Annotated in this window: 17 protein-coding genes; 9 read left to right on the forward strand and 8 right to left on the reverse strand. The window is 57.7% G+C overall.

Annotation, left to right across the window (positions count from 1 at the left end):
* The first annotated feature begins 194 nt into the window (after positions 1-194).
* The 4 genes from ACR0JB_RS10865 to dnaQ are packed head-to-tail and all read left to right on the forward strand — an operon-like array spanning position 195 to position 2,929.
* Positions 195-794, forward strand: coding sequence for a Maf family protein (locus tag ACR0JB_RS10865; RefSeq protein ID WP_480789915.1), 600 nt, complete (start codon positions 195-197; stop codon positions 792-794).
* Positions 791-1,624: a shikimate dehydrogenase gene (locus tag ACR0JB_RS10870; protein WP_170550323.1), complete on the forward strand. Its 834-nt coding sequence runs from the start codon at positions 791-793 to the stop codon at positions 1,622-1,624. The genes ACR0JB_RS10865 and ACR0JB_RS10870 overlap by 4 nt, the downstream gene beginning before the upstream one ends.
* Positions 1,621-2,214 (forward strand): dephospho-CoA kinase, encoded by a 594-nt coding sequence (gene coaE, locus ACR0JB_RS10875; RefSeq protein ID WP_170411137.1) that lies wholly within the window; start codon positions 1,621-1,623, stop codon positions 2,212-2,214. Before ACR0JB_RS10870 ends, coaE begins: the two co-directional genes overlap by 4 nt.
* A complete protein-coding gene (gene dnaQ, locus ACR0JB_RS10880; RefSeq protein ID WP_480789916.1) occupies positions 2,207-2,929 on the forward strand; it encodes a DNA polymerase III subunit epsilon in 723 nt (240 codons plus the stop codon). Before coaE ends, dnaQ begins: the two co-directional genes overlap by 8 nt.
* A gap of 27 nt (positions 2,930-2,956) precedes the next feature.
* Here the strand turns inward: dnaQ and secB are convergent, their stop codons facing one another.
* Complete coding sequence (gene secB / locus ACR0JB_RS10885) at positions 2,957-3,454, reverse strand: protein-export chaperone SecB (protein ID WP_480789917.1); 498 nt, start codon at positions 3,452-3,454, stop codon at positions 2,957-2,959.
* A gap of 64 nt (positions 3,455-3,518) precedes the next feature.
* Positions 3,519-4,010, reverse strand: a complete 492-nt coding sequence (locus ACR0JB_RS10890; protein WP_480644447.1) for an FxsA family protein — start codon at positions 4,008-4,010, stop codon at positions 3,519-3,521.
* A 107-nt stretch (positions 4,011-4,117) separates the two neighbouring features.
* Between ACR0JB_RS10890 and ACR0JB_RS10895 the strand changes: the two genes are divergently transcribed.
* Genes ACR0JB_RS10895 through ACR0JB_RS10905 form a run of 3 tightly spaced genes read left to right on the forward strand, consistent with a single transcriptional unit; the run spans position 4,118 to position 6,401 of the window.
* Entirely contained in the window at positions 4,118-4,777 is a 660-nt protein-coding gene (locus ACR0JB_RS10895; protein ID WP_170349544.1) for a Tim44/TimA family putative adaptor protein, read from the forward strand.
* Positions 4,774-5,814: a murein transglycosylase A gene (mltA, locus tag ACR0JB_RS10900; protein ID WP_170349543.1), complete on the forward strand. Its 1,041-nt coding sequence runs from the start codon at positions 4,774-4,776 to the stop codon at positions 5,812-5,814. Before ACR0JB_RS10895 ends, mltA begins: the two co-directional genes overlap by 4 nt.
* Positions 5,814-6,401, forward strand: coding sequence for a Smr/MutS family protein (locus ACR0JB_RS10905; RefSeq protein WP_170396868.1), 588 nt, complete (start codon positions 5,814-5,816; stop codon positions 6,399-6,401). The genes mltA and ACR0JB_RS10905 overlap by 1 nt, the downstream gene beginning before the upstream one ends.
* On the opposite strand, the gene ACR0JB_RS10910 is transcribed toward ACR0JB_RS10905, so the two are convergent.
* From ACR0JB_RS10910 to hslU, 3 genes are all read right to left on the reverse strand, one after another.
* A complete protein-coding gene (locus ACR0JB_RS10910; RefSeq protein ID WP_174821719.1) occupies positions 6,398-7,609 on the reverse strand; it encodes an MFS transporter in 1,212 nt (403 codons plus the stop codon). The genes ACR0JB_RS10905 and ACR0JB_RS10910 overlap by 4 nt on opposite strands.
* A gap of 5 nt (positions 7,610-7,614) precedes the next feature.
* Complete coding sequence (locus ACR0JB_RS10915) at positions 7,615-8,517, reverse strand: alpha/beta hydrolase (RefSeq protein WP_367648183.1); 903 nt, start codon at positions 8,515-8,517, stop codon at positions 7,615-7,617.
* 294 nt (positions 8,518-8,811) lie between these two features.
* Positions 8,812-10,119 (reverse strand): ATP-dependent protease ATPase subunit HslU, encoded by a 1,308-nt coding sequence (hslU, locus tag ACR0JB_RS10920; protein WP_170396875.1) that lies wholly within the window; start codon positions 10,117-10,119, stop codon positions 8,812-8,814.
* Between the two features lie 192 nt (positions 10,120-10,311).
* Between hslU and ACR0JB_RS10925 the strand changes: the two genes are divergently transcribed.
* A complete protein-coding gene (locus ACR0JB_RS10925) occupies positions 10,312-11,553 on the forward strand; it encodes an MFS transporter (RefSeq protein ID WP_170396877.1) in 1,242 nt (413 codons plus the stop codon).
* Here the strand turns inward: ACR0JB_RS10925 and hslV are convergent.
* The gene (gene hslV / locus ACR0JB_RS10930; RefSeq protein WP_170396879.1) at positions 11,545-12,102 is read right to left on the reverse strand and encodes an ATP-dependent protease subunit HslV; all 558 of its coding nucleotides are present in this window, start codon (positions 12,100-12,102) and stop codon (positions 11,545-11,547) included. The genes ACR0JB_RS10925 and hslV overlap by 9 nt on opposite strands.
* A gap of 197 nt (positions 12,103-12,299) precedes the next feature.
* On the opposite strand from hslV, the gene ACR0JB_RS10935 reads away from it, so the two are divergent.
* On the forward strand, positions 12,300-12,494 hold the full coding sequence (locus tag ACR0JB_RS10935; protein WP_170349537.1) for a DUF1127 domain-containing protein: 195 nt from the start codon (positions 12,300-12,302) through the stop codon (positions 12,492-12,494).
* Between the two features lie 55 nt (positions 12,495-12,549).
* Here the strand turns inward: ACR0JB_RS10935 and ACR0JB_RS10940 are convergent, their stop codons facing one another.
* The gene (locus tag ACR0JB_RS10940; protein ID WP_170396882.1) at positions 12,550-12,912 is read right to left on the reverse strand and encodes a Lin0512 family protein; all 363 of its coding nucleotides are present in this window, start codon (positions 12,910-12,912) and stop codon (positions 12,550-12,552) included.
* Positions 12,909-13,259 (reverse strand): Lin0512 family protein, encoded by a 351-nt coding sequence (locus tag ACR0JB_RS10945; RefSeq protein ID WP_170376567.1) that lies wholly within the window; start codon positions 13,257-13,259, stop codon positions 12,909-12,911. Before ACR0JB_RS10945 ends, ACR0JB_RS10940 begins: the two co-directional genes overlap by 4 nt.
* Between the last annotated feature and the right edge of the window lie 6 nt (positions 13,260-13,265).

Below are 13,265 nucleotides of genomic sequence, written 5' to 3' on the forward strand. Positions count from 1 at the left end.
TGCTCTGGGGATAAGTTTCTGAGTATATGTGGAGTTCCCGCTTATCCCGTCATTCCGACTTATCCTTGTCCCGGATGGACAGCGTTCGAGCGACTCAGGGAAGATCTGCGCGAATATCCCGGGGTTGCGTGTCAATCGGAAAACCATACAAACCATTCAAGAACGCTCAACGATTTGCACACGGGGTTGTCCACATGTCTGTCCCCATCATCCTGGCCTCAGGCTCATCCATACGTGCGCAGCTGCTGGAAAACGCAGGCGTGCCGTTTTCCGTTCATGTCGCGCGCGTGGACGAGGATACCATTAAAGGCGCGTTGCTGGCTGAAGAAGCATCCCCTCGGGACATCGCCGATGCACTGGCTGAGATGAAGGCGCGCAAGGTCAGCGACAAAAAAACAGGTGCGATGGTTCTGGGGTGCGATCAGGTGTTGGATTTCGACGGGAAGCTGTTGTCGAAAGCGGAAACGCCCCAGGAGGCGCTGGCGCAGCTCAAGGCGATGCGGGGCAAGCGGCACATGCTGTTGTCGGCGGCGGTGATCTATCAGGATGGCGAGCCGATCTGGCGCCATGTCGGGCAGGTGCGTTTGCGCATGCGGATGAGTTCGGACGCGTACCTGCGCGACTATATCGACCGCAATTGGGACAGTATCCGGCACGCGGTGGGGGCTTATAAGCTGGAAGAAGAAGGCGTGCGCCTGTTCGCCACCATTGACGGCGACTATTTTAATGTCTTGGGTATGCCCCTGTTGGAACTGCTCAATTTTCTGGCCGTCAAAGGGGTGATCGACCAATGACACATAACCGAATTCCGCTGGCCGGAGTAATCGGACACCCGATTGCGCATTCCAAGTCGCCCCAACTGCATGGCCATTGGTTAAAGAAATATGGGCTGGCCGGGCATTACATTCCCGTGGACGTGGCGCCCGAGGATCTTGAGACGGTTTTGCGCACCCTGCCAAAGGCGGGGTTTGTCGGGGCGAATGTGACCGTGCCCCACAAAGAAGCGGCGTTGCGTATCGCCGATCACGTATCGGAACGCGCATCGGTCATCGGGGCGGCAAATACCTTGGTGTTTCAAGATGATGGCACAATCCACGCGGACAACACCGATGGCTATGGGTTTATGCAGAACCTGCGCAGCGGCGCGCCGGATTGGGTTCCGTCGGATGGCCCGGCGGTGGTGTTTGGTGCGGGTGGCGCAGCACGGGCGGTGTTGCAGGGTTTGTTGGACGCGGGCGTGCCCCAGATCATGCTGACCAACCGCACGCGCGCCCGGGCGGATCAGTTGAAAGATGAATTTGGCGACCGCATCACCGTTGTGGATTGGTTACAGGCCGGCAATGTCATTGAAGAAGCTGAACTGGTGGTCAATACGACCTCATTGGGCATGCAGGGACAACCGGAACTGCGGGTGCCCTTGGATGGGTTGCAAGCGGGTGCGGTTGTGACTGATTTGGTCTACGCACCTTTGCAAACGCATCTTTTGAAATCGGCTGAGGAAGCAGGCTGTACCACGGTCGATGGTCTGGGCATGTTGCTGCATCAGGCAGTGCCCGGTTTTGAACGCTGGTTCGGCACCCGCCCTGAGGTGACCGATGACCTGCGCGCGGCGGTTTTGGGATGAGTTTCGCGCTTGGTTTAACCGGTTCGATCGGGATGGGCAAAAGCACCACGGCGCAGATGTTCGTCGAAGAAGGCTGTGCGCTGTGGGATGCGGATGCAGCCGTACATAGACTCTATTCAAGGGAAGGAGCGGCCGTCGGGCCGATGCGCGCTGCTTTTCCAGATGCCATCATCGATGGGTCTGTCAATCGTGACGCCCTGAAACAAGTCATCGCGCAGCACCCAGCCGCGCTGAAACAGATTGAGGCCATCGTACATCCGCTTGTTGCCGCAGATCGCGCTACTTTTCGGGAATACGCGACCGCGGATATTCTGGTGTTCGACATCCCCCTGTTGTTTGAAACCGGTGGTGATGCGGTGATGGATGCGGTGGCCTGTGTCTCGATCCCGGCGGACGAACAAAAGCGTCGCGTGATGGCGCGCGGTACGATGACTGATGCACAGTTTGAACAGATCCGCGCCAAGCAAATGCCGAATGACGAAAAATGCGCGCGGTCAGATTATGTGATCGTGACTGATACTCTGGACCATGCCCGCGCGCAGGTGCAGGATGTGGTCAGGCAAATACGGGCGGGGATAGCAGATGCGTGAGATTGTACTCGATACCGAAACCACGGGGTTTGATCCCGAAAGCGGCGACCGGATTGTTGAGATCGGCGCGGTCGAGCTATGGAACCACGTGGCCACGGGCGAGACCTATCACGTCTATATCAACCCTAAGCGCTCGATGCCCGAAGAGGCGTTTGGCGTGCATGGGATCGGCCCCGACCTGCTGGAAAACCCGCGCCCGCCGGAAAAGGGTGAGGTCACGCTGAAGGACAAGCCGGACTTTGCCGAGGTGGGTCAGGGCTTTCTCAATTTCATCCAGGATTCGAAGCTGGTGATCCACAACGCATCCTTCGATATGAAATTCCTGAACGCGGAGCTCAAATGGATGGGATTGCCGCAGATTCCGATGGATCAGGCGCTAGATACGCTGGCGATTGCGCGAAAACGGTTTCCGGGCTCACCTGCGTCACTGGATGCGCTGTGCCGTCGGTTCAATATCGACAACACGAACCGGGTACTGCACGGGGCGTTGCTCGACTCGGAAATTCTGGCCGAGGTCTATCTGGAACTGATCGGGGGGCGGCAGCCGGACTTCGGCTTGTCCGCGACTGCTTCCTCGGCCGCGGGCGGTCAGGACGATTGGCGCCCAGCGGCGCGTCCGACACCATTGGCGTCAAAGATCACCGACGAAGAACGCGCGGCGCATAAAGCATTTGTAGAGAAATTGGGCGAAAACGCCTTGTGGACCCGCGCCTGAGGTGAAACCCGGCGCGGGTCAAATCGATTAGGCGTTCGCCTTCTGCGCTTCGGCTTGACGACGCAATAGTTCGTTGCGGTACAGCGCGACAAAGTCGATATTGTCCAGATTGACCGGCGGATAGCCACCGTCACGGGTGACATCGCTGACGATGCGGCGCAGGAACGGGAACAACATGCGCGGGCATTCGATCATCAGGAACGGATGCAACTGGTCCTCGGCCACGCCTTCAATGTGGAACAGGCCGCAATAGTCGATTTCGCACAGGAACAGAACGTCTTCCAGTCCTTTTGCTTTCGACTTGAGGTTCAGTTTGACTGCAACTTCATACTGATGCTCCGTCGCGCGCTTTTTTGCATCCAGATTCACCTGAACGGCAATTTCGGGCTGAACGTCACCGGACACACCTTTTTGTGCCATCACGTTTTCAAAGGACAAATCGCGGATGAATTGCCCCAGCACTCGCATTTGTACCTGGGGGGCGGCTTGGGCTGCCGTGTTTTCTGCAGCGTTTTCTTCGGCCATGGATCTACTCCAAAAATGAAATTCGACACTGCTTAGCAAGTTGGGCGCGGCACCTCAATGCAGGTCACGGTCCTTCAACCCATTTCGATGGTTTCGAAGGGTCCTGACGGGGCCGAACTTCGGTGAATTCGCCGTCAATCACGTCATCTTGCTCGAATGGTTCAGGACCAGACCGGAACTGTGCCCCATTGCCCATCTGGAACTGGGTGATCGTCACCTTCGATTTCAGGTATCGGAACACGGCCACGCGAATGCCCGGAACAAGCAGGGCAAAACCGACCGCATCGGTGAAAAACCCAGGCGTCAGCAACAGAACGCCGGACAACAGGATCATCGCCCCATGGGCCAGGGGTTCTGTCGGATCGTCCAACTCGGCAAAGGATCGCTGCAGGTTCGCCAGCGCCATGCGACCTTGTGTCCTGACCAACGCAGTGCCCAGAACAGCGGTCAGCACCACTATTGCAAGGGTTGGCCACAGGCCGATCAGACCACCCACCTGAATGAACAGGGCAATCTCGATGATCGGAACCAATAAAAATGCCAAGAACAGGTACATATGCGTTATCCTTTACCAGTGGTCGGGCAGTGGACTTGCCACGAACTGTCACCTACATAGTGGCATGAGGCCGCGTATACAAAGTCGCGGTCTGAAAAGAGGATGAAATGAACGAACCGATGATCCAGTTGCTGGTCCTGGCCGGAATAGCCGTTTTCCTGATCCTGCGCCTGAAAAGCGTGCTGGGTACGCGTGAAGGTTTTGAGAAACCTCCTGTTCAGGAACAACCCGACGGGCACAGTGCCCGCCGCGGGTTTGAGGTGATTGAAGGTGGTCCTGATTACGACATCACAGACCATGTTGCCGAAGACAGCGAACAGGCACAAACGCTTGCTGCGATGAAGCGGATCGAGCCCAGCTTTTCCGTCACCGAATTCGTGCAGGGCGCGCGCGGTGCCTATGAGATGATCGTCATGGGTTTCGAAAAGGGTAATCTGGACGAAATCCAACCCTTCCTGTCCGAAGAGGTGTTCGACACGTTCGTGTCCGTCGTGGCCGCCCGTGAAGATCAGGGCCTGACCATCGAGGCCGAGTTTATCGGCGTGCGTGAAACCACATTGGCCGACGTTAAATTCGACAAAGATACCAATCAGGCCGAGATCACCATGAAATTCGTGGGTGAGCTGACCTCGGTTGTGCGTGATCGCGGCGGAGATATCATCGAAGGTAACCCGAACACCGTCAAACGCCAAAAGGACAGCTGGACCTTTGCCCGTGTCATGGGCGCGGACGATCCGAACTGGCTGCTTGTCGCCACGGACGCATGATTGCCGCACTCCGGTCGCTTTTTCTGGTGGGTGCGATGACCACCGCTAGCGCCGCCGGAGCTGAGGCGACGCGCTCGATCCTGTCGTTTGATGACCTTGAGGGCTGGGCCGCTGACGATCACGGGGCGGCCCTTTCGGTTTTTCTGAATACGTGCGGCGATCTGAATGATCCGGATTGGCGTGCCCTTTGCGCTGTGGCCCGAACCTATGAAGGGGATGCAGCGCAGGCGTTTTTCGAGCTGTTCTTCCGTCCGGTTTTGGTTGAAGACGGTAAAGATGCGCTGTTCACCGGCTATTTTGAGCCCGAACTGGATGGATCGCGCAGCCGGACCGACCGGTTCAAATACCCAATCTACAAAATGCCACCCGAAGCACGCGCCGAAGGGCCTTGGCTGAGCCGCCGGGACATCCTTACCGGGGATGCTATGACTGGCCGGGGGCTTGAGATCGCCTGGGTTGATGACCCGGTCGAGCTGTTTTTTTTGCAGATCCAAGGCTCGGGCCGTATTCGTCTGCCCGATGGTGGTGGCTTACGCGTGGGCTATGGCGGCGCGAACGGGCATCCGTATCGGTCGATCGGGGCCGAATTGATCCGCCGCGGTGCGTTAGGCGCGCATGAGGTGAGTGCGCAGATGATCCGCGCCTGGGTGCGCAAAAACCCCGAGGCCGGGTCTGAACTGTTACTTCACAACCCTTCTTACGTTTTCTTTCGTGAAGTCACCCGCGTTGCGCCCGAACTTGGCCCGCTGGGAGCGATGAACCGATCTGTCACCACTATGCGCAGCATTGCCGCGGATCCTGAATATACGCCGCTGGGGTCTCCGGTCTGGGTGGAAAAAGACGGCAAGGACCCGATGCGCCGATTGATGATCGCGCAGGATACGGGTGCTGCCATCAAGGGTGCTCAGCGGGCGGATATCTTCTTTGGCACCGGTGATGCCGCTGGACAGGCAGCCGGGCGTCTGAAAGATCCGGGCCGCATGGTGATTCTGTTGCCGATCCAACGCGCCTATGCCCTGATCCCGGATGAGTTCTGATGACCCGGCGCAAACTGACCGAAGAAGAGATCGAGCTGTGGCGCAAGGTCACCAAACAGGCTGAACGTCTGCATCCTGAGCTGCCGCAATCGGTTCATCCCACTACCCTGCCTAAACCGAAACCAACCAAAACACCAAAGATGCGGCTGGACGGGTTCGAGATCGGCCAGACCGCGCCCGCCAAAGCGACGCGTCATGCATTGAAGCCCTCGGTCACTGACAGCCTGCGCGCCAGCCCGGTGCAGATGGACACCAAGGCTTTTGGACGGATGAAGCGCGGCAAGCTGAAACCCGAAGGTCGGATTGATCTGCACGGTATGCGGATCGACACGGCGCATCCGGCGCTAGTGCGGTTTGTGTTGACGGCGCAGGCACAGGGCAAGCGGCTGGTGCTGGTGATCACGGGCAAGGGTAAGGACCGTGACGAACCCGGCCCCATCCCGACCCCACGCGGCGTACTGCGTAATCAGGTGCCACACTGGCTGTCCATCCCACCGCTGGCGCAGGCTGTGTTACAGGTAACACCCGCCCATATCAGCCACGGCGGCGACGGGGCCTATTACGTGTATCTGCGCCGGGGTCGTTAAAACACGGTTTTCGCGCGGTGAATGCCGGTCCAGACCAAACCGCTGACTACAACAAAGAACGCAGCGATCCACATAAATTGAGTACCAAGCGTGACGTTGTAGTCGATCAGCACCCCAGTTAGAGCTGGACCAATGGCCGAACCCAGCACCATGACCGCGGTCGCCAGTGCCTTGATCGCGCCAATATGGCGAGTGCCGTAAAACTCCGCCCAAAAGGCGCTAGGCAATGTGTTGTTCGCACCGACCGTCAGAGCCAGAAAGATCAGGCCGATCAGGGCGCCGGTTATGGTGTTGGTGAACGAGAGAATAGCAAAGCCCACACCGATCGGCAGTTGATAATACGGCATGATCCGCGCGGTGCCCCATTTATCCAGCGCCCAACCAGCGGCAAACATCGACAGGATCGAAACGCCGGTGAATACAGGGAACAGCGCCACCAGTTGAATATGCGGCCAGTCCCTGACCTGCGCCAGATGGACCTGATGAAAGAAAAACGCGGTGATGAAGGCAGATGGTGCAAGGATCGCGGGAACCATGAACCAAAACAGCGAATTGCGCAGCGCCTCGCTCCGGGTCCAGTGATGATCCTGCATGCCAGTGGCAATGTGATCCCCTGACAGGCTTTGCGGCGTGCGCTCCAGACGCAGCAGACGCATCAGAACCGGGATACCCAATACCGTCACACCTGCGGCCACCACCCACAACAATCGCCAGTCGAGAAACACCATCGCGGCGACAAAAATCACCGGCAACAGCGCCTCTCCGACCGCGTATCCCAGCGAGGCGATCGACAGCGCCTTGCCACGTGTCGCGGTGAACCAGCGCGCCATGGCCACTTGCGCCAGGTGGGTACTCATCCCCTGCCCGAAAAGGCGCAACAGAAAGATCACGATAGGCAGAAGGAACAGTCTATTGTTCAACGCCATCGACAGCGCTGCAAGCGTCAAACCAGCCAGCACCACCGGCCCCAGAACCCGAACACGAAGGATATCGGTCAACCCGCCGGCCCAGATCATCACCACAGCCGCAACGGTGGTACCTAGGGAATAAAGCCCTCCCCAGGCCCCGTGACTCAGCCCATAAGCTGCACGGATTTCACCGGCAAAGACCGAGATGAAAAAGGTCTGCCCAAAGCTGGACAAAAACGTCAGCAGTACCCCGGCGCCCAGCCAAGTGGCGTTTGAAACAAGAAAGCTACGCAGTCGCAACCGCGTCACGGGGTCGAGACCTGAGCCTGTCCCGTTTCCGTCAACACGATCCCGGTCGCGCCTGTGGGGTTGCGTTCGCTGGGGGGGACCAGAATGTCGATAGCCGGACGCTCGTCAGGGCCAAATGTATTGTTGACCCGCCGGATCGAGTTGAGGATCGCCAGCAAAGCCGGAGATGTAGCAGCAACGAAATGCGAAGATTCGGCATCGCTGTTGAATGCGGTCGTGTCGATCACGTTGATAGGAAAGTCCTCAAGCGTTTTGATCGAACTGATATTGCCCAGCCGTTCGCCCTCGTCCGTGCCTCGCAGACGGGCTGAAATGTTCAGGATTTTGTCCTTTTGCGAGACCATGACAATGAACGGGTCGGGTGGATTGTCGATCCTGTCCATCTGCGAACGGAACAAATCCACATCCAGATCAGGAGAGATCAGAACCACACCCTCGATATTTCTTTTGGCCCAACCCGGTTCCTGCAATTCGGTTTGCCGCATCATCTCCATTGTCAGGGCGCTGCCCATGGAATGCGCCACAAGCAAAACCCGGTTTACGCCCATCGATTTCAATTCGCGAATGGTCTGTTCCAAACCGTCGCGGGCAAAAAGCATGCTGTCCAGATCGTAAGCGTACCCATATCCCGTCGCACGGCTGGGCCAGGAATACACCAGGATCGATCCGGGTAGACCAATGTCATGCGACAGCTGCGCCGCGCGAAAGATGGTTTCGGTTTGGGTCGAGTTATAGCCATGCACAAAGATCGTCACTTCGTCCTGCCCACGTAGATGTTGCCGCAGCCCCTGAGGCCCGTTCAATTCGGTCACATCAGCCAGAACGAACTCTTTTTGCGGGTTGGGATTTGCATAAGAGAACTTCAGGGTTCCCGGCGTGTGTGTTGGCGGTATGGACACGGTGGTTTCCAGAAACTGCAGCTTTTCACTGCGCCTGAAACCAAATGATCCGTCTGCTTCGCGGGCCCTGGTCGTGCTGGCAAATACGGTTTTCGTCGTTCCTATGGACGCAGCCGACGGCACAATTTCAGAGACCGTCCTGTCAACACAGGCGCTCAGAGACAAAGAAATAATTAGAATAATCAGGTAGCGCATCAAACAGGGTCCTAATGGCCTTTTGCGCTAAGCTATCGAATTCTTGCCCCACGTCCAGCGACATGGGGCAGGATCAGCGGCAATTTCCGGCTGAAGACGTTACAGAACGTAACGGCTCAGATCCGTCGACTTGGTCAATTCGCCCAAGTTTTCGCTGACAAAATCGGCGTTGACGGTGATCTCAGCCCCGGCCTTGTCAGGTGCGGTGAACGAAAGCTCCTCGAACACCCGCTCCATCACTGTGTACAGCCGCCGCGCGCCGATATTTTCGACGCTTTGGTTCACATCCGCTGCGATCTTGGCCAGGGCGGCGATGCCGTCCTGGGTAAAGCTGACAGTGACCTCTTCAGTGCCCATCAATGCGGTGTATTGGCGGGTCAGGGCGTTGTCGGTTTCGGTCAGAATGCGGACGAAATCCTCTTCCGTCAGGGCGCGCAATTCTACGCGGATCGGCAGTCGGCCCTGAAGTTCGGGCAGCAAGTCTGACGGTTTGGCGATGTGGAACGCACCCGAAGCGATGAACAGGATATGGTCGGTTTTCACTGCGCCATATTTGGTCGAAACGGTTGTACCCTCGATCAAAGGCAGCAGGTCGCGCTGCACCCCTTCGCGGCTGACGTCGCCACCGCGGGCGTCGGAACGGGCGCAGACCTTGTCGATCTCATCCAGGAATACGATGCCGTTCTGTTCCACCGATTCCAGCGCCACCCGGTTGACGGTTTCATCATCCAGCAGCTTGTCGGCCTCTTCCCCGATCAGCGCATCATAGCTTTCGGCGACGGTCAGGCGTTTCTTGACGGTCCGCCCGCCAAACGCTTTGCCGAAGATATCACCCAGATTCATCATCCCCATCTGGCCGCCAGGCTGACCGGGAATGTCGAACATCGGCATCGGATTCGACGTGTCGGACAGCTCCAGCTCGATCACCGTATCGTCCAGTTCCCCGGCTTTAAGTTTCTTGCGGAACATCTCACGCGTGCCTTCGCGGGCATCGGTGCCGGCGATGGCTTCGATGACGCGGTCTTCGGCGGCCTGATGAGCCTTGGCTTTGACGTCTTCGCGCATGTATTCGCGGGTCTGGATGATGGCAGCATCCGCCAGATCGCGCACGATCTGTTCGACGTCGCGCCCGACATAGCCAACCTCGGTAAACTTGGTGGCCTCGACCTTGATAAAGGGCGCGCGGGCCAGTTTTGCCAGACGGCGGCTGATCTCGGTTTTGCCGACACCGGTGGGGCCGATCATCAGGATGTTCTTGGGATAGACCTCGTCCCGGATGTCATCGGTCAGTTGCTTGCGCCGCCAGCGGTTGCGCAGCGCCACGGCCACGGCGCGCTTGGCGTCTTTCTGCCCGATGATAAAGCGGTCCAGTTCCGAGACGATCTCGCGCGGGGTCAGGTCGGTCACAGGGGCAGTCCTTTCGGTCGGCATGGCTAAACTTGGGCTTAGGTAATCACCGCAATCGCGAAAACAACCAAGCCCTTTTCATTGGCAGCGTTGGTTAGCAATGGCCCATCCGGTTTGCAAACGCTTTCCATAGGTGAAACGCGCGCCCTCTGTTACAGTGATTTCAAGGTGTTGAGGGTCAGGAGTGCAAAAGTGACGAAAATTGCCAAGATCACCTTGCTGTTCGTGGTGTTTGTGGACCTGATCGGGCAAGGGCTGGTGTTTCCCATCATCAACTCGCTGATCATGGAGACGAAATCGGGGTTCCTGCCCGAGAGTACGCCCGATGGTCGCCGCCATCTGTATTACGGGCTGGTGATTGGTTGTTTCTTTTTGTCGTGGTTTCTGGGTGTGGTCTATGTGTCCAAGGTCTCGGATTCCATCGGGCGTAAGAATGCGCTGCTGGTCTGTCTGAGCGGGGCACTGGTAGGGTACGCGTTGACCATTGCGGCGCTGTATATGAACAGCTTGCTGTTGCTGATCATAGGCCGTTCAATCACCGGGTTCACCGCAGGGAACCAGCCCATCGCGCAGGCGGCGATGATTGACGGCAGTACCGACGCGGCGGATCGCGACCGCAACATGGGTTACATCATAACCGGTGTCAGCTTTGGCCTTGTCGGCGGTCCAATCATTGGCGCGGTTCTGTCCGATGCCAACCTGTTGGGCAGCTTTGCCACGCTGAAAACCCCGTTCTATGGCGCATTTATTCTGGTGTTGATCGCCATCTTCCTTGTGCTGACCTTTTTCAAGGACACCCGGACCGAGCGTACGGCTTTTGTGTTCCGCCCGCGGGACGTGACCGACAGCCTGATTGCTGTGCGAGAACACCCGATGGTTCTGAAAATCCTGCCGGTCTATGCGCTGTTCATGATCGCCAACGTCACATTCTATGTCTTCGTAGACAATTTCCTGACCAGCGCCTGGGGATATGGCGTCATTGGTGGCAGCATGGCGATGGTGGTGATTGGCTTTGCACTGGCGTTCTCAAGCACCTTCCTTGTGAAGCCCGCACAAGAGAGATTCAGCAAGCACCAGATCATCTACACCACGCTGGTGGTGATGGTGATCTGCGGGTTCGGCTTTGCCTTCAGCCCCAGCGGCGTGCTGAGTTACGTGCCGGTCTTCTTCTTCTATTTCTTTTTCGGCGTCTCATACCCAACCCTGTTGGGGCTGTTTTCTTCGGCCGTTGCCGAGACCGATCAGGGTTGGGTCATGGGTGTGACCACCGCTGTCTTCTGTCTGGCGGGCGGGGTCATGTCTCTGATCGGCGGCGGATTGATGAGCTTTGATATCCGCCTGCCGTATTACATCGTCATCGCGACGGCCCTGATGGGGCTGGTCGGCATGCACCTTCGCTGGAAAGGAAAAGAGATCAAGGCGCTGTTAGCCTGAGATCGTCTCGACCGTCAGGTTGCCGTTGGTATAGACGCAGATATCGGCGGCAATCGTCATTGCCTCGCGCGCCACGTCCTCGGCGGGTTTGTCGCTGTCCATCATGGCGCGGGCTGCGGCGAGGGCAAAGTTCCCACCCGAGCCGATGGCGGCCACGTTGTGTTCGGGCTCCAGCACATCCCCTGCCCCGGTGATCACCAGCAGGTCCTTGCCGTCGGTGACGATCAGCATCGCCTCAAGCTTTTGCAGATACTTGTCTGTGCGCCAATCCTTGGCCAGTTCGACCGAGGCGCGCGCCAGCTGGCCGGGCGTGGCCTCAAGCTTGGCTTCCAGACGCTCCAGCAGGGTGAAGGCATCGGCGGTTGACCCAGCGAAACCGGCAACAACCTCGAACCCGCCGGGCGACAGGCGGCGCACCTTGCGTGCTGTTCCCTTGATCACGGTTTGGCCCAGGCTGACCTGTCCGTCACCGGCAATCACCACCTGACCGCCCTTTTTGACGCCAATGATGGTTGTGCCGTGCCATCCGGGAAAATCGCTATCCGCCATAAAAGCCTCCGTTTTCAACTGCCGTCCTATATGGGCCGGACCTGTCCGCAGCGCAACAGGTCACGAACTGCCTAAAAGATATGCAGGAATCGCAATGCGGGGTTACCGGACTAGCAATTGTGAGTCTCAGCCTGACGTCCTACATGAGCCTCACAACCGACAACGGGTCGGCTGTTTCACATATAAGGACTGCGCAAATGGCAACCATCGCTAAAACCCATGCGCCGCTCGGAGCAGCTACCATTCTGCACGTAGTGGACGCGTTCTACGGAACCTATGACAAAGCAATCGCGTGGAATGAATCCCGCAAGACACGCAAGGCCCTGTCGGAGCTGAGCGACGCACAGCTGGAAGATATCGGCCTGTGCCGCGCGGACATCAGAAACGTCTGATCCGCGCCCAGTGCAAAAAGAATGCAAGCCGCTCGTCCGAGCGGCTTTTTCTTTGTCAGGACAGTTTGTATTGGCCGGATGGGTCGGGCAGGAAAGCCTCGATCGCGGCGGTTGCCACCACATGTCTCGTGCCGGTCTCAATATCTTTGATATCCAACCCACCTTTGACAGCACGCACCTCGGCCCGTCCGCGGGGAAGATCGGCGGCAACAAGATCGCAATTCACCTGGTCAGGGTCCTGTACCCCAATCGTGACGCAAACGCGCATGTCAGTATGATCCACACCCAGCTTTGAGAACAGCGTGATCGACGAATGATGCAGTGCATCCTGCACCGCCCGGCGTGCCGCCTTGGTGTAATCCTGCCCATACAGGTCGTTGCCGGTACCCATTTCCAGAATGATACGTTTTTCGGTCATGTCACGGGCTCCATATCGAAAGAAACGATGATGGCCGCATTGGCAATGACTGTCCGACCTTCGGTATGCGGCTTTTCAATATCCAACCCACCTTGAGTGATGGTGATATTGGGCTGTCCATAAGGGAAAATGGCAGTCAATGCGTCTCGATCCACCTTTTCGGGCTGCTGAACCCCAATTTCGGCGTCGATGATCATCGCCTCTTTTGGAAAATCGAACAGCTCGGCCATGTTGACCGAATTGTGCCATAGTGCATCTTTGATCGCCCGCAGCGCGGCCTCGGTATAATCCTCGCGGCGCAAAGACGTCCCCATGCCGAACTCCACAAGTACCCGTGTTTTTGCCATCTGATC

It is taken from the genome of Ruegeria sp. BI7 (assembly GCF_056537925.1).

Excerpts from the sequence above, each read along its gene's own strand:
- secB (WP_480789917.1), bottom strand. The coding sequence starts at position 3,454 with ATGGCCGAAGAAAACGCTGCAGAAAACACGGCAGCCCAAGCCGCCCCC.
- ACR0JB_RS10870 (WP_170550323.1), top strand. The coding sequence starts at position 791 with ATGACACATAACCGAATTCCGCTGGCCGGAGTAATCGGACACCCGATT.
- ACR0JB_RS10945 (WP_170376567.1), bottom strand. The coding sequence starts at position 13,259 with ATGGCAAAAACACGGGTACTTGTGGAGTTCGGCATGGGGACGTCTTTG.
- hslV (WP_170396879.1), bottom strand. The coding sequence starts at position 12,102 with ATGGCGGATAGCGATTTTCCCGGATGGCACGGCACAACCATCATTGGC.
- ACR0JB_RS10935 (WP_170349537.1), top strand. The coding sequence starts at position 12,300 with ATGGCAACCATCGCTAAAACCCATGCGCCGCTCGGAGCAGCTACCATT.
- mltA (WP_170349543.1), top strand. The coding sequence starts at position 4,774 with ATGATTGCCGCACTCCGGTCGCTTTTTCTGGTGGGTGCGATGACCACC.
- ACR0JB_RS10905 (WP_170396868.1), top strand. The coding sequence starts at position 5,814 with ATGACCCGGCGCAAACTGACCGAAGAAGAGATCGAGCTGTGGCGCAAG.
- ACR0JB_RS10890 (WP_480644447.1), bottom strand. The coding sequence starts at position 4,010 with ATGTACCTGTTCTTGGCATTTTTATTGGTTCCGATCATCGAGATTGCC.
- ACR0JB_RS10895 (WP_170349544.1), top strand. The coding sequence starts at position 4,118 with ATGAACGAACCGATGATCCAGTTGCTGGTCCTGGCCGGAATAGCCGTT.
- dnaQ (WP_480789916.1), top strand. The coding sequence starts at position 2,207 with ATGCGTGAGATTGTACTCGATACCGAAACCACGGGGTTTGATCCCGAA.
- ACR0JB_RS10865 (WP_480789915.1), top strand. The coding sequence starts at position 195 with ATGTCTGTCCCCATCATCCTGGCCTCAGGCTCATCCATACGTGCGCAG.
- coaE (WP_170411137.1), top strand. The coding sequence starts at position 1,621 with ATGAGTTTCGCGCTTGGTTTAACCGGTTCGATCGGGATGGGCAAAAGC.
- ACR0JB_RS10940 (WP_170396882.1), bottom strand. The coding sequence starts at position 12,912 with ATGACCGAAAAACGTATCATTCTGGAAATGGGTACCGGCAACGACCTG.